32 protein-coding genes and 2 pseudogenes are annotated in these 19,749 nt (G+C 70.3%); 4 read left to right on the top strand and 30 right to left on the bottom strand.

Annotated features, from left to right (window positions below; all coding sequences use genetic code 11):
• Window positions 1-42: 42 nt before the first annotated feature.
• The 29 genes from ACFV57_RS00170 to ACFV57_RS00030 form a co-directional block, all read right to left on the bottom strand.
• Window positions 43-213, bottom strand: a complete 171-nt coding sequence (locus ACFV57_RS00170; protein ID WP_385223979.1) for a hypothetical protein — start codon at window positions 211-213, stop codon at window positions 43-45.
• 13 nt (window positions 214-226) lie between these two features.
• Complete coding sequence (locus ACFV57_RS00165; RefSeq protein WP_385223977.1) at window positions 227-496, bottom strand: hypothetical protein; 270 nt, start codon at window positions 494-496, stop codon at window positions 227-229.
• Window positions 496-1,152 (bottom strand): hypothetical protein, encoded by a 657-nt coding sequence (locus tag ACFV57_RS00160; RefSeq protein ID WP_385223975.1) that lies wholly within the window; start codon window positions 1,150-1,152, stop codon window positions 496-498. The genes ACFV57_RS00165 and ACFV57_RS00160 overlap by 1 nt, the downstream gene beginning before the upstream one ends.
• Window positions 1,152-1,343: a hypothetical protein gene (locus ACFV57_RS00155; RefSeq protein WP_385223973.1), complete on the bottom strand. Its 192-nt coding sequence runs from the start codon at window positions 1,341-1,343 to the stop codon at window positions 1,152-1,154. The genes ACFV57_RS00160 and ACFV57_RS00155 overlap by 1 nt, the downstream gene beginning before the upstream one ends.
• A gap of 9 nt (window positions 1,344-1,352) precedes the next feature.
• Window positions 1,353-2,702, bottom strand: coding sequence for a replicative DNA helicase (locus ACFV57_RS00150; protein WP_385223971.1), 1,350 nt, complete (start codon window positions 2,700-2,702; stop codon window positions 1,353-1,355).
• On the bottom strand, window positions 2,699-3,589 hold the full coding sequence (locus ACFV57_RS00145; protein ID WP_385223969.1) for a hypothetical protein: 891 nt from the start codon (window positions 3,587-3,589) through the stop codon (window positions 2,699-2,701). The genes ACFV57_RS00150 and ACFV57_RS00145 overlap by 4 nt, the downstream gene beginning before the upstream one ends.
• A 113-nt stretch (window positions 3,590-3,702) precedes the next feature.
• Window positions 3,703-3,954: a WhiB family transcriptional regulator gene (locus ACFV57_RS00140; protein ID WP_385223967.1), complete on the bottom strand. Its 252-nt coding sequence runs from the start codon at window positions 3,952-3,954 to the stop codon at window positions 3,703-3,705.
• Entirely contained in the window at window positions 3,951-4,769 is an 819-nt protein-coding gene (locus ACFV57_RS00135; protein WP_385223965.1) for a hypothetical protein, read from the bottom strand. Before ACFV57_RS00135 ends, ACFV57_RS00140 begins: the two co-directional genes overlap by 4 nt.
• Window positions 4,766-5,044: a hypothetical protein gene (locus ACFV57_RS00130; protein WP_385223963.1), complete on the bottom strand. Its 279-nt coding sequence runs from the start codon at window positions 5,042-5,044 to the stop codon at window positions 4,766-4,768. The genes ACFV57_RS00135 and ACFV57_RS00130 overlap by 4 nt, the downstream gene beginning before the upstream one ends.
• Window positions 5,041-5,442, bottom strand: a complete 402-nt coding sequence (locus ACFV57_RS00125) for a hypothetical protein (protein WP_385223961.1) — start codon at window positions 5,440-5,442, stop codon at window positions 5,041-5,043. The genes ACFV57_RS00130 and ACFV57_RS00125 overlap by 4 nt, the downstream gene beginning before the upstream one ends.
• A gap of 63 nt (window positions 5,443-5,505) precedes the next feature.
• Window positions 5,506-6,441, bottom strand: coding sequence for a hypothetical protein (locus tag ACFV57_RS00120; RefSeq protein ID WP_385223959.1), 936 nt, complete (start codon window positions 6,439-6,441; stop codon window positions 5,506-5,508).
• A gap of 1 nt (window position 6,442) precedes the next feature.
• On the bottom strand, window positions 6,443-7,276 hold the full coding sequence (locus ACFV57_RS00115) for a hypothetical protein (protein ID WP_385223957.1): 834 nt from the start codon (window positions 7,274-7,276) through the stop codon (window positions 6,443-6,445).
• Complete coding sequence (locus ACFV57_RS00110; RefSeq protein ID WP_385223955.1) at window positions 7,276-7,503, bottom strand: hypothetical protein; 228 nt, start codon at window positions 7,501-7,503, stop codon at window positions 7,276-7,278. Before ACFV57_RS00110 ends, ACFV57_RS00115 begins: the two co-directional genes overlap by 1 nt.
• A gap of 142 nt (window positions 7,504-7,645) precedes the next feature.
• Window positions 7,646-8,044: a hypothetical protein gene (locus ACFV57_RS00105; RefSeq protein ID WP_385223953.1), complete on the bottom strand. Its 399-nt coding sequence runs from the start codon at window positions 8,042-8,044 to the stop codon at window positions 7,646-7,648.
• Window positions 8,041-8,763 carry an SAM-dependent methyltransferase gene (locus tag ACFV57_RS00100; protein ID WP_385223951.1) on the bottom strand — a complete coding sequence of 241 codons (723 nt, stop codon included), beginning with the start codon at window positions 8,761-8,763 and terminating at the stop codon, window positions 8,041-8,043. Before ACFV57_RS00100 ends, ACFV57_RS00105 begins: the two co-directional genes overlap by 4 nt.
• Window positions 8,760-8,936: a hypothetical protein gene (locus ACFV57_RS00095; protein WP_385223949.1), complete on the bottom strand. Its 177-nt coding sequence runs from the start codon at window positions 8,934-8,936 to the stop codon at window positions 8,760-8,762. Before ACFV57_RS00095 ends, ACFV57_RS00100 begins: the two co-directional genes overlap by 4 nt.
• On the bottom strand, window positions 8,933-9,112 hold the full coding sequence (locus tag ACFV57_RS00090) for a hypothetical protein (protein ID WP_385223947.1): 180 nt from the start codon (window positions 9,110-9,112) through the stop codon (window positions 8,933-8,935). Before ACFV57_RS00090 ends, ACFV57_RS00095 begins: the two co-directional genes overlap by 4 nt.
• The gene (locus ACFV57_RS00085) at window positions 9,105-9,461 is read right to left on the bottom strand and encodes a MazG-like family protein (RefSeq protein WP_385223945.1); all 357 of its coding nucleotides are present in this window, start codon (window positions 9,459-9,461) and stop codon (window positions 9,105-9,107) included. The genes ACFV57_RS00090 and ACFV57_RS00085 overlap by 8 nt, the downstream gene beginning before the upstream one ends.
• Window positions 9,458-9,739 carry a hypothetical protein gene (locus ACFV57_RS00080; RefSeq protein WP_385223943.1) on the bottom strand — a complete coding sequence of 94 codons (282 nt, stop codon included), beginning with the start codon at window positions 9,737-9,739 and terminating at the stop codon, window positions 9,458-9,460. The genes ACFV57_RS00085 and ACFV57_RS00080 overlap by 4 nt, the downstream gene beginning before the upstream one ends.
• Before the next feature lie 3 nt (window positions 9,740-9,742).
• The gene (locus tag ACFV57_RS00075) at window positions 9,743-9,994 is read right to left on the bottom strand and encodes a hypothetical protein (RefSeq protein ID WP_385223941.1); all 252 of its coding nucleotides are present in this window, start codon (window positions 9,992-9,994) and stop codon (window positions 9,743-9,745) included.
• Window positions 9,991-10,743, bottom strand: coding sequence for a hypothetical protein (locus ACFV57_RS00070; protein WP_385223939.1), 753 nt, complete (start codon window positions 10,741-10,743; stop codon window positions 9,991-9,993). The genes ACFV57_RS00075 and ACFV57_RS00070 overlap by 4 nt, the downstream gene beginning before the upstream one ends.
• Entirely contained in the window at window positions 10,740-10,916 is a 177-nt protein-coding gene (locus tag ACFV57_RS00065) for a hypothetical protein (RefSeq protein ID WP_385223937.1), read from the bottom strand. Before ACFV57_RS00065 ends, ACFV57_RS00070 begins: the two co-directional genes overlap by 4 nt.
• Window positions 10,913-11,257: a hypothetical protein gene (locus ACFV57_RS00060; protein ID WP_385223935.1), complete on the bottom strand. Its 345-nt coding sequence runs from the start codon at window positions 11,255-11,257 to the stop codon at window positions 10,913-10,915. Before ACFV57_RS00060 ends, ACFV57_RS00065 begins: the two co-directional genes overlap by 4 nt.
• Entirely contained in the window at window positions 11,254-11,538 is a 285-nt protein-coding gene (locus ACFV57_RS00055; protein ID WP_385223933.1) for a hypothetical protein, read from the bottom strand. The genes ACFV57_RS00060 and ACFV57_RS00055 overlap by 4 nt, the downstream gene beginning before the upstream one ends.
• Window positions 11,535-11,753: a hypothetical protein gene (locus ACFV57_RS00050; protein WP_385223931.1), complete on the bottom strand. Its 219-nt coding sequence runs from the start codon at window positions 11,751-11,753 to the stop codon at window positions 11,535-11,537. Before ACFV57_RS00050 ends, ACFV57_RS00055 begins: the two co-directional genes overlap by 4 nt.
• Window positions 11,750-11,995 (bottom strand): hypothetical protein, encoded by a 246-nt coding sequence (locus tag ACFV57_RS00045; protein WP_385223929.1) that lies wholly within the window; start codon window positions 11,993-11,995, stop codon window positions 11,750-11,752. Before ACFV57_RS00045 ends, ACFV57_RS00050 begins: the two co-directional genes overlap by 4 nt.
• Window positions 11,992-12,840, bottom strand: a complete 849-nt coding sequence (locus ACFV57_RS00040; protein ID WP_385223927.1) for a hypothetical protein — start codon at window positions 12,838-12,840, stop codon at window positions 11,992-11,994. The genes ACFV57_RS00045 and ACFV57_RS00040 overlap by 4 nt, the downstream gene beginning before the upstream one ends.
• 111 nt (window positions 12,841-12,951) lie before the next feature.
• Window positions 12,952-13,221 (bottom strand): DNA-binding protein, encoded by a 270-nt coding sequence (locus ACFV57_RS00035; protein ID WP_385223925.1) that lies wholly within the window; start codon window positions 13,219-13,221, stop codon window positions 12,952-12,954.
• A gap of 10 nt (window positions 13,222-13,231) precedes the next feature.
• Window positions 13,232-13,480 carry a helix-turn-helix domain-containing protein gene (locus ACFV57_RS00030; RefSeq protein WP_385223923.1) on the bottom strand — a complete coding sequence of 83 codons (249 nt, stop codon included), beginning with the start codon at window positions 13,478-13,480 and terminating at the stop codon, window positions 13,232-13,234.
• 163 nt (window positions 13,481-13,643) lie between these two features.
• Between ACFV57_RS00030 and ACFV57_RS00025 the strand changes: the two genes are divergently transcribed.
• The 4 genes and pseudogenes from ACFV57_RS00025 (at window position 13,644) to ACFV57_RS00010 (ending at window position 18,871) form a co-directional block, all read left to right on the top strand.
• Entirely contained in the window at window positions 13,644-14,072 is a 429-nt protein-coding gene (locus tag ACFV57_RS00025; RefSeq protein ID WP_385223921.1) for a hypothetical protein, read from the top strand.
• 433 nt (window positions 14,073-14,505) lie between these two features.
• Window positions 14,506-15,882 carry an integrase gene (locus ACFV57_RS00020; RefSeq protein ID WP_385223919.1) on the top strand — a complete coding sequence of 459 codons (1,377 nt, stop codon included), beginning with the start codon at window positions 14,506-14,508 and terminating at the stop codon, window positions 15,880-15,882.
• 2 nt (window positions 15,883-15,884) lie between these two features.
• Window positions 15,885-16,016 (top strand): annotated as a pseudogene (locus ACFV57_RS00015) (undecaprenyl-diphosphatase); the annotation flags it as partial.
• Between the two features lie 409 nt (window positions 16,017-16,425).
• A pseudogene (locus tag ACFV57_RS00010) lies at window positions 16,426-18,871 on the top strand (DUF4158 domain-containing protein).
• Window positions 18,872-19,057: 186 nt separating this feature from the next.
• On the opposite strand, the gene ACFV57_RS00005 reads toward ACFV57_RS00010, so the two are convergent.
• Window positions 19,058-19,749: transcriptional regulator (locus ACFV57_RS00005; RefSeq protein WP_385223917.1), on the bottom strand; the 692-nt coding region annotated here is incomplete at its 5' end.

Raw genomic sequence — 19,749 nt, 5'->3', positions numbered from 1 at the left:
TCGTGCGGGCGGGGCGGCAGCTGTCCGCCGCCCCAGGGCGGGTCAGAGGACGGACGTGCCGGGTTCGGGCGGGCAGATGCGGTCACATCCGGGGCACGGCCAGTCGACGCAGTGCTGCTTGCGGGCGTGCCAGGCTCCGCCGCAGTCGCAGGCGGAGTCGTCTCCGGCGTCGGGCGAGTCGGCGTAGGGGTCGGTTTCGGTGTGGTCGGTCATGGGTTTCTCCTTGTCAGGGGCGGGTGACGTGCAGGCGGCGCCTGCCGCCGCCGGGCATCTGGTCGGGGACGACGTGGTAGCCGTGAGCACGGAGTTCGGTGGTGTACGCATCGAGCCCGGCCTCCTCGCCGGGTCCGTCGTGGAAGACGTTGACCTGGCGGCGCCCGGCCTGGACGGCCCGGTAGCCGGGCTCCCAGCCGTGCCGCGGGTCGTACTCGGACGGCTCGTAGCCGCCGGCAGCGAGGGCCTCGCCAACGTCCCGGGCGCGGATCACGCGGGGCATCAGGCGGCCTCCCCGCGGATGGCCCGCAGGATCTGCTGGGCCCGCTCGGGCGCCGTGCCGGCGAGTCCGTCGGCCAGGTGCGCGGCGGCGGCTTCGTCGTCGGCGGGTACGTGGTGGCCGCCGCGCCACTGCAGCGCCCCGGTGGCGATCAGGTCGGCGGTGTAGCAGGCGGCCGCGGTGAAGCCGGCAGCGAACCCGTCGTGGATATCGCTCGGGCGGCGCAGCTCGCGGCAGCGTTCGGCGCACCGGGCGTGGTGCGCGGCGTCGGTGATCAGGCGGGCGAGGAGGGCGTGAAGCTCTGTGTGGCCGCCTGCGGCCTTCTCGCGGGGCTCGGGGCAGTCGGGGACCTCCGGCGCCCGCGCGGCGCTCTGCGGGCCGCCCAGGGCGGTTCCGGGGCCCGTCTCGGCGGGGCGCTGACCAACCGGCGGCGCTGGGCGCCTCTCTGACGGCCTGTCGGCAGTCCGGGCATGCCTGGCGCCACCGGAGCCCTCCCGGGCCGTCTCGCGGGCACTCAGGGCCTCCTGCGGGGCTGCCGCGGCGTCACGGCGGCCGGCGGCCATCAGCTTGCGGACAGCCACCCGCAGCGCGTCCCTGTCGCGGTACAGGTCATCGAGCTGGGCATCAGTGATCGTCGAAGCGGTGGGGCGGACGGTCATCAGGCGGCCTCTCGGGTCTGCCGCCCGGCGCGGCGGCGGTGGATGTCGGAGTAGGCGGGCAGCTGGCGGGCGGTGGCCCACTGGTGGCCGCAGCCGGGGCAGCGGTAGCCGTGCGCGATCTGGTTGCCGCGTCGGCGCTCGGCGCACGGAGGTATCCGGCGGCGGCAGCAGGCGGGGCAGGTGTCGGTCATCGCAACCTCTCAGTGCTCGCGGCCGAGGGACCGCAGGCGGGCGAAGTGGCCTTGGAAGACGAGCGGGATGATGCGCCCGGAGGCGCCGTTGCGGTTCTTCGCGATGATCAGGTCGATCTCTCCGGCGCGCGGCCCGGTGTCGGTGCCGTCCTCGGCGAGCGGCCGGTGCATGAGCACGATCACGTTGGAGTCCTGCTCGATGGCGGAGGAGTCCTTGAAGTCGGAGACCATCGGCTGCCGGCCGACGGCGTTGCGGTTGAACTGGGCCAGGGCCACGATCGGGATCTCGAACTCCATCGCGAGGAGCTTGAGTCCGCGGGAGAGCGTGGCGACTTCCTGGGCCCGGTTCGTCGTGGACGTGGAGCCTTCGGGGGTCATCAGCTGCAGGTAGTCGGCGACGACCATGGCGGGCGGGTGGCCGGTGGAGCACATCCACCGCATCCGGGCCCGGATCTTCGACAGGGTCAGGTTGGGTGAGTCGTCGAGGATGAAGTTGCCCGCGTTCTGCAGCCGGTCGGACGCCTTGGTGATCTTTGTCCAGTCGCTGTCGTCCAGCTTGCGGCGGATCAGCCGGTCCAGCGTCACCGATGCCTCGGCGGCGGTCAGCCGGGCCATCAGCTCGGAGCCGCCCATCTCCATCGAGGCGACCAGGACGGGCCGGGCGCGGGTCAGGGCCACGTGCGCGGCGAGGTTCATGCCCAGCAGCGACTTGCCGCCGCCGGTGGCCGCGCCGACCGTGACGAGCTGGCCGGGCTTGAGTTCGATGGCGTCGTTCAGGTCGTGCCAGGGCGTGTCCAGGGCGCGCGGGTCCTTGCCGGCTTCCAGCTCGTCGAGGAACGCGGCCCACCGGTCGCCGACCGAGAGCTTGACTTCGACCGCGGAGACGCCGGTGGCGGCGGACTGCAGCTCGGCCATGGCGTCGTCGAGGATCTCTGCGGCGGCGCCACCGGCGGCATAGGCGCGGGCGGTGGCCCGGGTGGTGGCTTCGATGACGCGCCGCAGCTGCGCCTGCTCGTGGACGATCTCGGCGTATTCGTCGGCGTGCCCGGTGACCGGCACGGTCTGCACGAGGGTGTGCAGGTAGGAAGCGCCGCCGACCTTCTGGATCAGGCCCTGTTCGGTGAGGTCGGCGGTGACGGTGATGGGGTCGACCTTCGGGGTTCGGCTGCGGCCGTACAGGTCACAGATCGCCGTGAAGATCGTCTCGTGGGCGGGGCGGTAGAAGTCCTCGGGCTCGACAGAGGCGATGACGGGGTCGATGACGCTGGGGTTGAGCATCATCGCGCCAAGCACGGCCTGTTCGGCGGCCAGGTCGTTCGGCGGGACGCGCTCGATGGCGTCGTACTGATCGTCGGTCATGCGGCTCGGTGCTCCTTACGGGAGGGGTGGCAGTCGGGGCAGCGCTTGAGGGACCGGATGCCGTTGTCGTGCTCGACTTCGCGGTAGCGGGTGACGGGGTCGCAGTCCGGATCACCGCAGTGGGGCGGCTTCACATCCGAATCGGCCTGCGGCGGCGGTGGAGTTGCAGCAGGAGGAAGCCCCCGCCATCCGCCGCGGAGGAAGAACGTGGCGTAACGGATGGGCTGTCTGGTGGCGTTCTTGGTGTCGCGGGCGAAGGCCACCATGGCGGGTACGCCGGCGTGCTGAACGATCGCGGCGATGTCGAGCCAGTCGGATGCCTTCATGCTCCAGCTGACGGTGATCCCGGCTTCGGTCATGGCCCGGACGAGGGGCTGGCAGCGGGCGAAGGCGTCGGGCTGTCCGGCCTCCGTACCAGCCTGCGTAGTTTGGGTATGGGGAAGTGCCCCGGTTTTCGGGGCGCTACGGCTCAGAACCGGGGCGCTACGGTTTTTTTGTGCCCCGGTTTTCGGGGCGCTACGGGAACCTTGATCGTCAGTTTGTGCCCCGGAATCCGGGGCGCTAGCCGATTCTTGTGCCCCGGATTCCGGGGCGCTACGAACGGCCTCTCGCACGAATCCGACCGCCTTCGGCAGCTTGTAGAGCGCCGCCCGGCGCCCCACTCCCCGCTCCAGAACCTCAAGTTCGCCGAGATCCTCAGCCGCCTTGACGGCCTTCTCCGCGGTGCCCTTGGACGGGGTGTTCATGGCACGCATCAGCTCCCGCTGGCCGACCCGCACCTCGCACGCCGAGGTCCGCACCTGGTCCGCCACATAGAGCAAGACGAGCCGGGCGTTGCCTCTCGACTGGGACTGGGACCACACCCAGTGCATGGCGTCCAACGTCACGGCGTGCTTCTTTCGTTTGGAGCGGTCGGATACGCGGAGGGTGCCGGACGCACCTGACAATCGGGACGCCTGGTTCCGCCTCGCGGGTGGTGCGCGGGGCCGGCCGGGGGCTCTCACACGGCGGCTCGCTGCTGCATCTGCCACCGCTGGCGGGGTGTGGTGCCGCCGCGCACGCCGGCTCGCTCCCGGAAGTGCTGGCCCGCCTCTTCGGAGAGGGCGGCGTCGAGGCAGGGCCGGCGCACGGGGCAGCCCGCGCAGGCCTTCTTGGCGTTGGTCACGTCGGCATCGGAGTAGCTCTCGGGCGTGAAGACGTCAGGGGCCGTCTGGGCGCAGACCGCCTCGTCGCGCCAGCCGTCGGCCCTCATGCCGCGCTCCTCATGTTGCGGATGAGGTCGTGGACGTAGGCGGGGGCCATGCCGAGGCGCTCGGCGATCTCGTGTTCGGGGATGCTGTAGGCGGCGAGATGCGTGATCTCTTCGCGGCGGAGGGCGGCGAGTTCGCGTCGGCCCAGTTCGGCGTCGTCGCGGCCCGCGTCCGGAACGCAAGCAGGATCGTCGATGTCGTCCCAGGCGGCGGGCGGTGGCCAGCCTTCGCGCGCGGCCCGGTTACGGGACCGGGCCGAGGTGCCGGGAATGCCGGCGAGCTTGGCGTAGCCCTCGGCGATTCGTTCATGAACGTGCTTGGCCACGGTGTCGGTGCGGCCGGTGACCAGTTCGCTGACCTGAGTGTGCTCGACGGTGGTCGCCCCGTAGATGGCCTTGCAGGTGTGGCCGATGGCCAGGAGTGCCCGCGTCCGCCGGATGGCCCCGATGGCCGGTACGCGGCGGCCGGGGGGCGTGGCGTCGCCCGGCCGGATGGCCAGGAACTTGTTCGCGGTGGTGCGGCGGATCTGCTTGACCTTGCCGTGAAGGATGGCGCTGATGGTCGCGTTGGACGACTCGGCTACGTCGCGGAGCTGGTTCCATCCGGCGCCCGCCGCGAAGAGGGCGCGCAGGTGGTCGGCGACGGGGGCTGCGGGAACCATGAACGTGCGGCCGGTGCCGTTGAGGAGACGGCGCCGCTTGTTGTAGCGGTTCTCGGCGTCGCGGCAGGGCAGGCAGGGGCATCCCTTGATTCCCGCGGCAGGTCGGCCCTTGGCGCGCGCTGTGCTGCCGTGCGGCGGCAGCGGCTTGGTGCTCATCGTTCCCCCTGTTCGGTGTGCTTGAGGATCTGCTGGCAGATGGCGAGGTCGTGTTCGGCGAGGGCCCGCGCGTCGGCCGCGGCCGGGTCGTCATCGAGAGGCTCGCGGCGGAGGAGGAAGTTCTCCTCGGGCAGCGCGTCCCGGCGCTCCAGGCGGGCTTCGGCGGCGGCGATGCGGCGCTGGAGCGCGGCCCGGTTGTCGTGTGCGAGCGTGAAGAACCGGTAGACGATGTAGGCCGACAGGGCCGCGGTCAGCGCGAGGGTGACCGGGCTCATGCGGCCGCCCTCCGGCGTCCGGCGCGGGCGGCGCGGCGGTCCTCGCGGCGTCGGCGGGCGACGGCTTCGCGGTGCTCGGCCGGGACGCCGATCCACACGTGCACGAGGCTGAGGTGGGCGCGTTCGCTGCCGCCGTAGCCGTAGTGGCGGATGACGCCCGCGTTCTGCAGGCGGGCGGGCAGCGACCCCCACTGCGACTTGGGGCAGGGCGGGTCGGGCAGCTTCTTCTTGCGGGCGACCTCGTCGACGGTGAACGGCTGGCCGGTGTCGGCGACTGCGACGAACGCGTCCCAGACCTCGGTGACCCAGGCTTCGAAGTCGTCGACTATGCGGCGTGCTTTGGCGGGGGCCGGGGCGGCGAGTTCGGTGCCGTCGAACGCGGGCTGGATGTGGGTCATGGCGTGCGCTCTCCTTGGGGTGCGGCGCCCCGCCCGATACCGGCGGGCGGGGACAGCCGCGGGTTACGGGGTGGCGTCGACGACTTCGGCGGGGTAGGCGCCGTCCTCGTCGGGGTCGGCGGCCTCCGCCTTGAGGCGGTCGGCGATGGCCGCAAGCCGACCGATCAGGTCGTCGTCGAGGTGGCCGACGGCGTGCGCCCGGCGGTACACGTCGCCCACGTCGTCCGGGGTGAGCGCGGCCTCGGCCTCGGCGAGGTAGTCGGGGCGGGCCGCTTCGAGCGCGGCGACCGCCTGCCCGGCCCCGGGCGGGTCCAGGGCGACCGCGGCCGTCATCGGCCCGGCGAGTGCCTGCCGGGGTGTGACCCCGCGCAGCTCCACCACGACGACCGGGAACTTCTTGGTCTGGCCCTCGCGGACGACCTGCCGCGGCTCGATGCGCAGCGTGACCGGCACGAAGCCGCGGCCGTCGGTCCCGGCGAGAACGATGTCGACCATGGCACCCCATTCGGACGCGGCATAGAAGCTGTGGGTCTCGGCCCGCCACACGCCCATGCCGGACAGGTCGGGCAGCATGACGTTCAGGCGGGAGGTGGCGGAGCAGACGACGCCCTTCTTCTGCTGGTGCCAGTCCTCGCCGAAGCGGGCGGAGCAGATGCACGGCCGACGGGAGAGCAGTTCGGTCTCGCCGTCGCAGCGGCGCTGGCAGCCACCCTTGGACCACAGCTCGTTGTACTGGTTGAGCGGATCACCGGGAGTGATCAGCGCTTCGACGGACGCGGACTTGGTGATGACGCGCCACTGGGAGATCGAGGAGTTCAGCGGGCTCCACTGCTCAACCTCGCCGCCCCACAGCGCGGCGGCGGTGCGGACGTGTTCTTCGGAATGGGAGGTGACGACCCAGGTCGCGGAGCGGACCGGTTTGCCGCCCTGGGTGCAGCCGGTGCGGAGCCGCCCGTGTTCGGCGGCGCGGCGCTGGATGTTCAGGAGCCGGGAGCCCATGTCAGGCTGCCTTTCGGTGCGAGGGCGCAGCCGCCGACGGCGGGAGCAGCGCGGGATGCGAGGAGGCGGCTGCGTGCAGCCACCGCGTCGTTGCGAGAGCGCCGCGGAACGCCTTGTGCGCGGCCCGACCGGCGGGCATCGGCACCAGCGCGTGCGACTTCGCGCGCAGGTTGAGGACGCCGGTCCGCTCGATGCGGGGCATCGGCGCGTCGGAGTCGTCCGGGAGCAGGACGGTTTCGGCGTAGCGCAGCGCGGCCAGCTGGAGGCAGTTCTCCGGGTAGACGCTCTGGGCCGGGCGGGTCGCCGACGTCTTGTAGTCGATCAGCCACAGCTCAAAGCGCCTGCGGGGGCCGGTGGGCAGCCACACCATCAGGTCGGCAGTGCCCGCGTAACCGAGACGCCGGTGCATCACCGTAATCTCGGTGGCCTCAATGTGCTCGGCCAGGTCCACGCCCCACGCGGCCAGCCACAGGTCGAGCTGCGCGATGTACGGGGCGACCTCCGCGTCGGCCGGTACCGGGGCGCCGAGGACGCGGGCTTCGGCGGCGGCGTGGATGCGGTCGCCGAGGTCGGCGGCGCGCTCCTTCGCGTCGCGGTGCACGGCCTTGATCTCGGTCGTGAGTCCGGGCCGGTCGGCGACGACGCGGCTCACGATGCTCATGACGTTGTCGAGGACGTGCTCGACGGTGAGCTTGACGCCCCACGGCACCAGCGCACGGCTCTTGTTGACGGCGGTGTCGATGACGTTGGTGACGGATACCAGGTCGGGGCCGCCGGCCGGGTCGGTGTAGTAGCGGCCGTTGTCGGTGTCGAATGCGCGGCGGGGAGCGGTCATCAGAACGGTGCCTCCTCGAAGCTGCGCCGCCGCCAGAGGGGGATGCGCCAGGTGCGGATGTCGTCGAGGCAGGCGCAGCCGTCCCAGTCGGGTCCGTGGCCGGTGGGCCTCCAGCCGCCGCCGGTGCCGCCGCAGCGGCTGCAGTGCGGGTCGGGGCCTCGGAAGATGTGGAGGGCGCGCTGGTGCCAGTCGGCTTCCCAGCGGCCGATGCGAATGATGCGGCCCATATGGACCTCCAGAAGGGTGCGAGGGCCCCGGTCGCCCGCGGTTCGGGGGATGGTGCGGGCGGCCGGGGTGCGGGCAGGGCCCGCGCGGCGGGTGGTGGATCGCCGGGCCGCCGGCCGGAGTCATCCGGCGGCCCGGCTGGCTCTATGCGGCGCCGACGTCGGCCTGCTTCGTGCTGGCCGGGTCGACGTAGTACGGGGCGCTGTCGAAGAGGCCGTCCTCCTGCGGCGGGAGCTTCTTCTCCGCCCGCTTGAAGATCCGGCGCACGGCCCCGTCGCACGACGGGCACAGTGCGATCAGCCGGGAGGCCGACAGGGACGCGGCGGTCGTGAAGTCCACCGACGGGTCGCGCGGCACGGCGATCAGCTTGATCTCGCCGATCTTGCTGACGTTCATTCCGTTCTCGTGCGGGCAGCGCATCTGCCGCCCGCGCCGCTCGGGATCATGCTTGCTTCCGCACACCCCGCGGCACTCGCAGCGGCCGCCAGCGTTCTTCATCACCATGTTCCACAGGGCGGCTCCGACGAGCGGCGGGCGGGTCATGCCGCCACCTCCGCCTGGGCCGCCGCCGCGAACGCCTCGCCGACGTAGCGGGCGTAGGCTGGCGGGATCGCCTCGCACACCTCGCGGATGCCGAGCTTGATCCGGTCGACGCCGGCATCCTCCGGCACCTTGATCCACGGCATTCCCATGGCGTCGCAGGCGGCGCGCTGCCACGCCCGGGAGTGCTTGCCGCCGTGGATCGACATGAACGGCCGCTCCGGCGTCGGCAGATAGCCGTTACGGACGCACCGCTCCACGTGCACCGGATGCCCGGGCGCGGTCAGATCCCAGTCCGTCTCGAACAGTCGGTGCCGGTAGACCCTCAGGCCGAACATCGGGCCGCACAACATCAGCGGATCCCTCAGCTCGGCCGCCGCCGCCTCCACGTTCTCGATGACATACGGCAGGCCGGCCGTCTCGAACGCCTTCCGGGTCGGCGCGATCAGGTCCGGGTAGACCTTGTGGTTGTAGGCGTTCAGCGGCGTGTAGGCCTGGCACGGCGGGCTGCCGTGACCGAGGTCGAACTCGCGGCCGTGCTCGTGGATGTACTCGATGGCGTCGCCCTGGACGAAGGTGAACGGGTAGTGCGGCTGGGGCTCGATGTCGACGCCGACCACCTCGAAGCCGGCCAGGTGGTAGCCCATCGCCATGCCGCCGGCGCAGCAGAAGGCGTCCAGGACGCGTAGGCCGTTCGGCCGGCGGGCGGGAAACACGCTCACGACACCACCTCTTCCTTCTCGGACCGGGCCGCGAGCGCTGCCCGTAGCCGGTCGTTCTCGGCGGTGAGCCGCACGACGGCGCACGCCAGGTCGTCGCACTCGGCGCGCAGTTGGCCCGGGGTCTTGCCGCGGTGCCGGGCCCGGGAGCGGACGGCGGCGATCGGGGACCTCATGCCGCACCGTCCTTGTCCTGCAGCCCCTCGATGGCGCTGAGGAGGTCGGCACCCATGGCCCGCGCGAGCGGGTCAGGGGCGTCCCGCCAGACCTGCGCGAGGCCAGTGACGCGGGCGAGGGCGTTCTCCAGCTCGACGGCGATACGCCGGGCCTGCTCCAAGCGGTCGTCAGCCACGGCGCGCCTCCAGTTCGCTCACCCGCTGCTGGACGCGGCCCAGGTGTGCGGCGAAGACCTGCTCGGGTTTGTCGACGACCGAGGCGAGCGCAGTCGCCGCCGTGATCATCACGTCGCACAGTTCGTCGGCGACGTCCTCACGGGTGTGGGTGACGCCCTTGCGGGGGTTCTGGCCGGTCATGCCGATCCAGGCCTGGGCGACCTCCCCCGCCTCCTCCACGATCTTCAGGATGCGGAGGGTCTTCTCCTGCTCGTCGCGGCCGTTGGCGTCGTCCAGCCACGCCACGAAGCCGCGGATCGACGGCCACATGTCCGTGGCCTCGGCGGTCAGCAGATGCGGGTAGCTCACGCCGCCACCTCGCCCGTCACGTCGATGTGGGTGAGGCAGATGCCGCCCGCGTAGCCCTCGACGGACACGACGGCCGCGCCGTGGCCGAGCGTCCAGGCCGGGGTGCGGGTCACGGTCACCAGCCGCCTGCACAGGTCGACATCGCCCGGATCGACGTAGCCGCCGGACTCCTGCCGCTTGCGCACCGCCACGGCGAGCGGATGCTTCGGGCGGACGCCGGGGTAGGCGATGACGGGCGTACCGACGGGGTGCTTCTCGTTCCACTGCTCGGCGTTCATGCCTCAGTCCTCGTCGCAGTAGTCGTGGGTGTGCGTGCGGCCGGTCGTGTGCTTCGGCGTCTTCGCCTTCGGCTTGGCCGCCTTGCCGCGCGAACCGCTGCGGGCGCCGGGGCCGGGCTTCAGCGGTACGGACACCGCCGCCGGGGCCATGGACAGGGCGTCGCAGTCGTCGTCCCGGTCGGTGCACGCCGTCAGCGCGGACGCGGCCAGCAGCAGCGCGACGGTGACGGCGGTGATGCGGCGGAGGTAGCTCATGCCGCCACCGCCTTCGCGGCGTCGTACCGGGCGATGCCCCACACGATCGCGTGGCAGGCCCACAGGAACCACCAGTCGTAGTCCTGCGTAGCGCTGAACCACTCCCAGGCGTCCTCGAAGCGGACGTCGGCCTCATAGCGGTAATCGAATTCCTTCGAGGGGTCGTTGTAGAACTCGAACTCCTCGACGGTGCGGTACGCCTCGTCGGCGGTCGCGTACATCCCGCCCTCGACGATGTCGTCCTTGATCGTCTGCCGGAACCGGTCCACCTGCTCGGGCTCCACGTGCTCCTGCTCGATCAGGTGATTGGCCTGCTCCCAGACGACCTTGACGAACAGGTCTTCCTGGTAGCCCATGACGCTGCCGCGGTCGCTGGCCAGCTTCTCCGACCAGTAGTGCGGGTTGAGTTCGATCGTCCCGTCGGGCCTGAGACCGGAGCGGAAGAACTCGAACATGTCCGTGATGCGGCGGAAGACGAAGCTCTCGCCATCGCCCGAGAAGACGAGCTGACCGGGCGTCGTGATGAGTTCGAACCAGTAGAACGAGTGGTTCGTCTCACGGAAAAGCAGGTGCCGGTACAGGCCCTCGTCATGCAGGACGGTCATCTCGTGCCGGGCCGTGTCGCGAGCGAACCGCCCGGCAACATCGGGCTCGGGGCGCGCGGCCCTCTCAGCTGCAGACCGCAGCTCGGTCGGAGCGCAGATCAGGGCGGCCCCTTCGGCGACGGTGAGCGTCTTGTTGTCGGTCACTGGTTCCCCCTGGGTCGCGGCCCGTACTCCAGCCGCCAGTTGATGTGGTCGGTCTGCTGCTGTTCGACGCTCAGCCGGGCCCCGGCGAGCTGGTCCTCCAGGTCGCTGATGCGGCGCAGCAGCGCGACCAGGACAAGGAAGTCGACGACGGCGACGGACGGCGCGGCGGTCACGCGGCCCTCACCTCCGCCAGGGCCGGGGCCCACAGCTGCACGACGGCCTCCGGCTCGGGCCTCGGCTTGCCGTGCTCCGGCTCCGGCCACGTGAACGTGATCGCGATGCGGGCCGGGTCGTCCACGTCCAGCAGCCGCCACGTGCGGTGCTCGCCGACCAGCGCGAGTACGGTCATCGCGTCGTCGGGATCGGCGGTGGACAACTTGCCGGAGATCAGCGGCAGGCCGTCGGGCGTCACCCCGATCTCCCATCCGCAGGTGTCCGGGAGGCGGGCATCGTCCTCCGCTAGGTCGCGGAAGACCCGGGCCGCCACCGCCACCAAGCGTGCTTCGCGTGTCACGACACACCCCCGCAGGTCCAGTCGGGGTAGTCGGCGGCGGTGGAGCAGCACTCGGGGTGCTCGACAGCCAGCCGGGCGAACGCGGCGTCGGCGGGGTCGACGGCGTGGTTCTGCTCAATGAGCCCGGCGCGCACCCGGCAGCAGTGCTCCTCGGTCGCATTGTCCACGACCAGCCGCTTCTCCTGCCGGTCCCAGAGGGTCGCGAACACGCCGGTCCGGCCGATCACGTACCGCTCTTCCTGCGGTGCCTCGACCGCGGGGCGCGGGGTCGTCGTCTTCACCACTCACCCCCGGTGCGGGCGAGGGCGGTGCTGGCGTCACGTTGTGCCTGCACCAGCAGCAGGGACTGCCTGGCGACCAGGAAGCGCAGCCGGTCCACCTCAGCAGCCAGCTCACGCCCGGCCGCGCGCAGTTCAGCGGCAGAGGCGGTGTCGCCCCACAGCAGGTCGTCGATCTCGGCGCGGCGGCCGGAGGGCAGTTCACGCACGGGACTCATGCCGCACCTCGCACGACCAGCGACTGCCGCGACGGCACCGTGGCCAGCGTCTTGTTGGCGCGGGCGATGCGGGACAGCTGCACCGCGCGGGCCTCGGCGTACAGCGGGCCACGGGCCAGCCGGTACGCGTACACCGCAGCGGCCTGGGCGCGCACGGCGTCCGCCACGTGCGGCGGGAGACGGCGGGCCTTGAGCGCGGTCACCGCGTCGGGGACCGGGACGGGGGCCAGATCCGCGTTCATGCCGCACCCCCGAGCTGCCCCTGCGACGGGTAGCGGTCCGCGTAGAAACGCGTCCACGTCTCCTCGAACACCTGCAGATCACGGCGCGTCCACGCATACGTCTCACGCACGCTGCCGTTCGGCAGGTCCGTCTGCCGCTTCCCCGGCTTGGCCCCGTGCCGCTCCTCGAACAATGCCGCAGCACGCCGGCCGAACCACGACTGCACCGACTCGACGTCCCGGCGCTTCAAGCCCTTGGCCTTCAGGAAGTCGGGGATGTACAGCGGCGCGTCCTGCGGGTCGGGCTCCGGCTCCTCGCCGAGCGCCTTCGCCGCCACCAGCCGGGCCCTCGCCTCCAGCCACGCCGCATCCACGATGCCCTCCGCGGCCTTCAATACCCGCATCCGCGCCTCGGCCAGGACCACGCTCTCGGCAGCCTCGCCGCGGGCCTCCGGCGCCGCGGCCTCCTCCACCTCCAGCAGGTAGGTGCGCACCCGGCGGGCCACGTCCGAGTCGGTCAGCAGCTGGCCGACGTTCAGGATCGTGCGGCGGGACAGGACGGTCAGTGACCGGGCCTTCGGATTTGCGTCCGTCAGGTTGACGGAGACAAACGCCCGGTACTCCTCGCCGCGCAGGACCCGCAGCCCGTTGTCGGCGAGCTCGTCGCGGTTGCGGCGGATGACGCTCTCGATGGCGTCGACGTCGACCTCGTAGTAGGAGGCGACGGAGGGGATGTCGGCGTGCACACCGTCCGGCAGCAGCGCCAGCGCCTTCACCTTGTCGAGCACCTCGACACGGCCGGCGGTCTGCGCCCGCATCGTGCGGGACTCGGTCAAGACCAGCTCACCCGGCCGGTCTGGGATCATGTGGGACACGGGGTCCTCTTCTCTCTCGCAGGATGGATGCGTGCAGAGGGGTGGATCTCGTAGGCCCCGGCTGCCGGTGTGTGAGAGCCCGGCGGTTGGGGCCGCATACCGTTAGGCAGCGGTGGGGGTGCGGCGGCGGGTGGTCCGGCGACGGACACGGCCGCCTGCGTGGCACGCTTCGTAGAGCCCGGCTCGGTCGGCTTTGCTGGTGACGATCCGGCGGCCCATGCGGCTGTGCAGGCCGGTCTTCTTGACCAACTGGCGGGCCAGGGTGACGCCGATGCGCAGCACGTAGGCGGTCTCCTGGATCGTCATGTACTCGGCATCCGGGTCCGCCGGCGGGATGGGCCGGGCGTACTTCTCGAACTTCTCGCTGGCCACAGCTACCTCTCTAGTCAGGTTCCTCGTGCGGAAGGCGGGCGAGGAGCCGCTGGTCATCAGGGTTAAGGCCCAGTGCCGTTCGGAGTGCGGCGTATCGCCCCGGCCGCATGCGGTCGCGGTAGCCGTTTTCGAGGTGGTTGAGGTAGCGCCGACTGATGCCAGCGCGCTCGGCCGTCTCGGACGTGCTCAGACCTGCGGACATGCGGATCGTGCGTATTGCCGCCCCGTTCACCCGGAAGGTGGGAAGGGGTCTGTGCATACGTAGAAGCTAGCGTGAGTTAGCGTATTCCGCTAGGTAGCTATCAAGATTCTTAGCGTAGATAGCGCCCACGGTGGGCGATTGTCGGCTACCTGTGCGCAATTTCCAGCCCACCTAGCCCCCGGTCCTATCTGGTCCTAGCCGGTCCTGCGATGATGGCCGCATGGCCTCCCCCACAGACCTGACCCGGCTGGCGGACTACGTACTGCACCGCCGCCTAGACCTGCGCCTCTCCCGGGCCGCCGCATCCGCCGCGGCAGAGATGTCGAAGGACACTTGGCATCGTGTCGAGCGCGGACAGCCTGTGCGCGAGATGAATTACAAGAAGATTGACAAGGCGCTCGGGTGGGCGCCGGGCACCTGCCTGTCCGTTGCGGACGGACAGGAACCCGTCCTCCTCACGGGCGAGTTGGCCCCGGGCCAGTACGGCGCGAAGATCGTCGAGCCGCAGGGTGTCGATGCCGCCGCAGCGGTGCAGCGCTCGGTGGAGTCCGCATCGATCGCCGTCACCGATCACTTGACCGCGCAGGAGATCCGGGATCTGAGTGCTCGCGTGGTCGCCGACCTGAAAAAACAGGGCATCATCCCCTGAAGATCAACCCACCGCAGTACAACCATTTCGTGCGACCGAATCGCAACATGCCATGTACGGGATCACTTTGGTCCTAGCCGGTCCCACAAGACGTTGAATGTGGCACAGTCGAAGCACACACCTTGGGGGGTTCCCCGAACCCGAGAAGGGGGAGCCATGGTGCGCGGAGAGCTGTACATAGCCGACTATGGGCCGCAGTTCACCGGTTGGATCAAAAAGCAGGCTGAGAGGATGGTCTGTGTAGCAACACCACGGGTCCAGTCCGATGTGACCGCACGCGCGGCGATCCGCGAACTGGTCCGGGAGGCGGGAGCGGACTGCGCCGAGTGCGGAGGGTGCCTGATAGCAGAAACGATCAGGGAGGCCAGCTAGCGCAGCTTGAGAGGCCGGCGGTCAGTCCGCCGGCCTCCGCGATTTCACGGGGAGGACGGTCATGCCCTGGATTGAGTGGCGAGGGCGCAGTTGCCGCGTGCGATGGGACACCGGCCGGGTGGACCCTGAGACCGGCAAACCGATCTATGATTCCAAATCCAGCATGGACTGGACCGAAGATGAGGCGTACAACTACGGTCTCGACCGCGAGAGCGACATCCGTAACGACCGCTACATCAGCCGTCGCGACGGCTCGGTGCTGATGCGCGACTACTGTCGCACGTGGCCCGAGACTCTGGAGGTCGGCCACCTGCGGGACAAAGCCATCCGCTCGATGCTCCGCCTGTACATAGTGCCCCGTTGGGGCGAGACGGCCGTCGGCGACATCAAGCCCTCGGCGTACCGGACCTGGAAGAAGCAACTCAAGGCCCTGCCGAGCGTGGGCGAGAAGTACGGCGAGGAGATCCTTACGGTCTTCTCGATGCTGATGGACGACGCCGTGGATGATGAGCTGCGGCAGTCTTCGCCCGTACCGAAGGGCAAGAAGCGGCGCCGCGGCAAGTACAGGAAGAAGCCCCGCGAGAAGAAGCGCGAAATGCGCATGGAGGATGTCCATCAGCTCGCTCTGAACGCCCTCACGTTCTGGGGCCTGCCCGGATACGTATTCGTGCTGACGATGTCGTTCACCGGGATGCGCCCCGCCGAGCTGTACGCGCTGCGCCGCGAGTTCTGCCACCCGGCCTGGCCAGATGCCGATCCCGACGCCGAGCGGCGAGTCGAGAGTCTGGGGAGGTACGCCGGCGAGCGGCGCATGCCTGTCATCCGGGTGCAGTGGCAGCACCAGCGCGAAGAGGGCGAGCCGAAGCTGTTCCCGCCTAAGTACGAAAGCTACCGGGACCTGGTCATCCCGCCGTTCCTCGCCGAGTTGCTGGAACTGCTGCTGGCGAGCAGCCAAGACGAGTGGGTGTTCCGCAGCGTCAACGGGTCGCTGCTCGTCAACGCGAACTTCACCTACCACTACTGGCGTCCGATCGCCGACGGGCGCCTTGCATCGGGGGTCTTCGAACGGGTCCGACTGGGGCAGCGGCAGACGGTCGTCTCCCGGCGACCGCTTCCGGAGATCCCGGCGACGGCCTACGCCGGCAAGCGCCTGTACCTGCTGCGGCACGGGCACAAGGAATGGCTCGACGAGGACGGGCACAGCCGCATCGCGGTGGAGACCCGGATGGGCCATGAGATCGCAGGGGTCGAAGGTCTGTACGCGAACGTGACAACAGCGATGGAGCAGCGCATCATGGACACGCTGCAGCAGCGGTGGCTGCGCTTCGTGCGCTCCGTGGGGCCGGACATGGCCGCCGCTTCTCCCATCTCCCTCCCATCTGATCTTCGGGACTGGGTGAAGGCGCAGGTCAAAGCGGCAGAGGGCCTTGGACGATGAACTGGTTCATGAAGTTCATCACCACGAAGAGCTTCATGCCGTTCGTCATCTACCGCATCCTCCTCGGCATCGCCCTGTTCGCCCTGGTCAGCGCAGGCGTACTGAGCCCGCACGCGGGGGAATCGGCGGGCTGAGGGGGCGGTTCGGAGCCCCTGGAACTACCGGTTCCCGCTCGCGCCAACACGCAGGAACCGGCAGATACCCGCAGCTCCGCGCGGGCGATTTCCTTGATCGACTCCCATTCCTCTCCCATTCCTCTCGCATTCCTCTCCCATTCGGCTCCCAGTCGACCTTTCCCCCCGCCGCCCCACCCCGTTCCCGCACCGCGCATGACCGGAGGCAGGGTCCTGGACGAGGAATGCGCCTTGCCGGCATGGGCAACCGGGCCAGGAGACTCCCCTGGGGCAGGCCGTAGTAGGGGGTTGAGGAACATCCATGTCAGATCGAGCGCTAAGCGCTCGCGGCCTCGATTGGCGCTTTGACCTGGGCTGATCGTACGGCGCAGCCTTCGCGGGTCGATATCGTCGATCTTCGGAGGACCGGGTGGCAGTCGAGTTCCTGTCTGATCAACAGGCAGCCCAATACGCGGCGTTCAACGGAGCGCCGTCTCGTGCGGAGCTGGAGCGGTACTTCTTCCTGGATGACTCGGATCTGGAGAAAGTGCAGGCCAAGCGGCGTGCGCACAACCGGCTCGGCTTCGCGGTCCAGCTGACGAGCGTGCGCTACCTGGGCTGGTTTATGCCGGACCCGCGGCAGGTGCCGGTGCAGGTCGCCGAGTACCTCGCCGAGCAGTTGGGGATTGCGGATGCGTCGTGCCTGAAGGAGTACGGCGAGCGGGACGGGACGGCCCGCACACACGCTGGTGAGATCCAGGAGGCCGGAGGCTGGCGTGACTTCGCCGAGGTGCGCGACGAGCTGAGCGAGTGGCTGGATGCGCGGGCCTGGACGACCGGCGACGGGCCGAAGTCGCTGTTCGACGCAGCGGCCGGGTGGCTGCGCGAGCGCCGGGTGCTGCTGCCCGGGGCCAGCCGTCTGGCCCGGCTGGTGGGCACGGTTCGGGAGACGGCGAACAACCGCCTGTGGGACACCCTGTACGGCCTGCTGAGCACCGGCCAGCAGGCGGTGCTGGACTCGCTGTTGTCCGTTCCGCCGGGCGCCCGGATCTCGGAGCTGGACCGGCTGCGCCGTGGGCCGGTGCGGATCTCCGGGCCCCAGATGAAGTGGGCTCTGGAGCGAGCACAAGAGATCGCGGCCTTCGGGATGGGCGAGGTGGACGTGTCCGCGATACCGCCGCGGCGGCTGGCGGAGCTGTCCCGGTACGGGATCGACGGCAAGGCGTCGCTGCTCAAGCGGCACGGTGACTCCCGGCGCCTGGCCACGCTGCTGGCCACTGCGGTCTACCTGACGTCCCGGGCGGTCGATGACGCCCTGGACCTGCTGGAGGTGCTGATCGCGACGAAGCTGCTGGCCAGGGCGGAGCGGGAGACGGTGAAGGAGAAGCTGAAGACCCTGCCGCGCGTGGAGAGGGCGTCGGCGAAGCTGGCCGCCGCGTTCCAGATCGTGTTCGACACCACCAGCGAGCAGGTCGACACCGACACCGGGGAGATCAGCCCGCCAGAGGTGGAGACGCTGGAGGCGATGTGGGAGCGGATCGAGCAGGTGGTGCCCCGGCGCGAGCTGGCGGCCGCGATCGCCGCGCTGTTCGAGCTGACCCCGCCGCTCGACTCGGACGCGGACGAGGCATGGCGGACCCAGCTGGTCACCCGGTTCGCCGTCGTGCGGCCGTTCCTGAAACTGCTGGTGGATGTGGTCGACTTCGATGCCACCCCGGAGGGCGTGGCGGTCCTGGACGCGCTGAAGTCGCTGCCGGACCTGATGGGGCGCAAGAAGGTCGGCCCCGCCGAGATCGCTACCAGGCTGCTGGCCGGGTCGTGGCGGCGGCTGGTGCTGTCCGCGCCGCACCTGGAGCCGGGCACGGTGGACTGGAAGGCGTACGCGTTCTGCGTGCTGGAGCAGGTGCACCGGATGATGCGGAGCAAGCAGGTTTTCGCGAAGAACTCCTCCAAGTGGGGCGACCTCCGCGCGAAGCTGCTGAACGGAGACGCATGGGAGCAGGCCAAGCCAACCGTTCTCGCCTCGCTCAACCTGCCCGCCGAGGCGGGTGAGCACCTGGCAGCGCGGGCCGCGCTGCTGGACGGCACCTACCGTGAGGTCGCCGCACGGGTGCCGGCGAACTCGCAGATCGTGTTCGACGACGGCCGCCTGCACTTCGCCGCGCTGGAGCCGGAGCGGGAACCCGCCTCCCTGCGCCAACTGCGGGAGGCAGTGGAGGCGATGCTGCCCCGTGTCGACCTGCCGGAGGCCCTGCTGGAGGTGTTCTCGTGGACCGGCGCCGACCAGGCGTTCACCTCGGTCACCGGCGGCGAGGCCCGGCTGAAGGACCTGCACGTGACAATCGCCGCGCTGCTGGTCGCGCACAGCTGCAACGTCGGCTACACCCCGGTCATCGGGGCCGCGGACGCCCTGAAGTACGGGCGCCTGTCCCATGTCGACCAGACGTATCTGCGGCTGGCGACGTACTACGGGCGGATCGCCAAGACCCTGCACATCCTGCGCCTGGCCGACGAGCCCGGCTACCGGCGGCAGATCAAGAGCCAGGCGAACCTCCAGGAGGGTCGCCACTCCCTCGCCCGGAAGATCTTCCATGGCCGGTCCGGGCAGCTCTACCAGCGCTACCAGGACGGCATGGAAGATCGGCGCCCTGGGCTTGGCCCTCAACGCACTCGTGCTGTTCAACACGCGGTACATGGACGCCGCGGTGAGCGAACTGCGTGCGGACGGCTTCGACGTCCGTGACGAGGACGTGGCCCGCCTCTCGCCGTTCGTGCGGCGTCACGTCAACATGCTCGGCCGGTACTCCTTCCAGCTTCCCGACCTGCCCGGCGGCCTGCGTCCGCTGCGCGATCCGGACGCCACCGACGAGGAATAACCCGGCCCCGCGCCGCCGGATGGGAGGACCCTGGAGCTATGGCCAGGAGGTATGTCCGGCGGTGCGCATAACGAGATCGCCGGCAGAGCCTGGAATTCCCCAGCCCTGGTCACCAGAGCTGGGCGACATGTGCTCCGCAGGTGGCCGCAAGCGGGGTGGAGCGGTTCTTCGGGCAGGTGTAGCCCGTCAGGGCTGCCGGGTCGACGGTTTGCTCGTGGATTCCGTGTCCTGCTCTAGTCCGGTTGTGGCGGACCAGCTGGCGAGCAGCTTCAGGCCGTCCTCAGCGGCGGTTTCGGGGGGCGCGCTGTAGACAACCACGCTCAGGCCGCTTTCGTCTGGCAGGCTCATGGTCTCCTGATCGAGTTCGAGGTCGCCGACGAGCGGATGGTGGAGGCGTTTGGTGCTCTCGCGGAAGACATGCACGTCGTGGGATCCCCACATCACACGGAAGGTGCCGCTGCGGGTGGACAGTTCACCGATCAGGTTCGACAGTTCCCGGTCGTAGGGGCTCTTCCCCGCCTCGACGCGCAGCGCGCCCACGGCGAAGCGGGCCATGCGCTCCCAGTCGGTGTAGAACCGCCTGGCTGCCGGATTGAAGAACGCGAACCGGGCGACGTTCGCCCCGCAGGTCGCATCGGCGTACATCTCCGAGTACAGGGCCCGGCCCAGTGGGTTGGCGGCCAGCACATCGAGGCGGTCGTTCATCACGTATGCCGGCATCCCCGGCATGCCTTCGACGATCCGCGCCACGCTCGGCCGCACCGTCGGCCGGACCTCCCGCTGCCGGGGCGGCGCCGTAGGGGCCGGGCCGGCCGCGCGGGGGCGGGGGTAGAGGTACCAGGGCTCGGTGGCATGCAGCCCCAGGGGCAGGGCGAGGG

The sequence above is a fragment of the Streptomyces sp. NPDC059788 genome (genome assembly GCF_042732265.1).
Taxonomy (GTDB): Bacteria; Actinomycetota; Actinomycetes; order Streptomycetales; family Streptomycetaceae; genus Streptomyces.
Note: the sequence above shows the minus strand (reverse complement) of the source record. Positions and strands in the feature narration are given on the sequence as shown.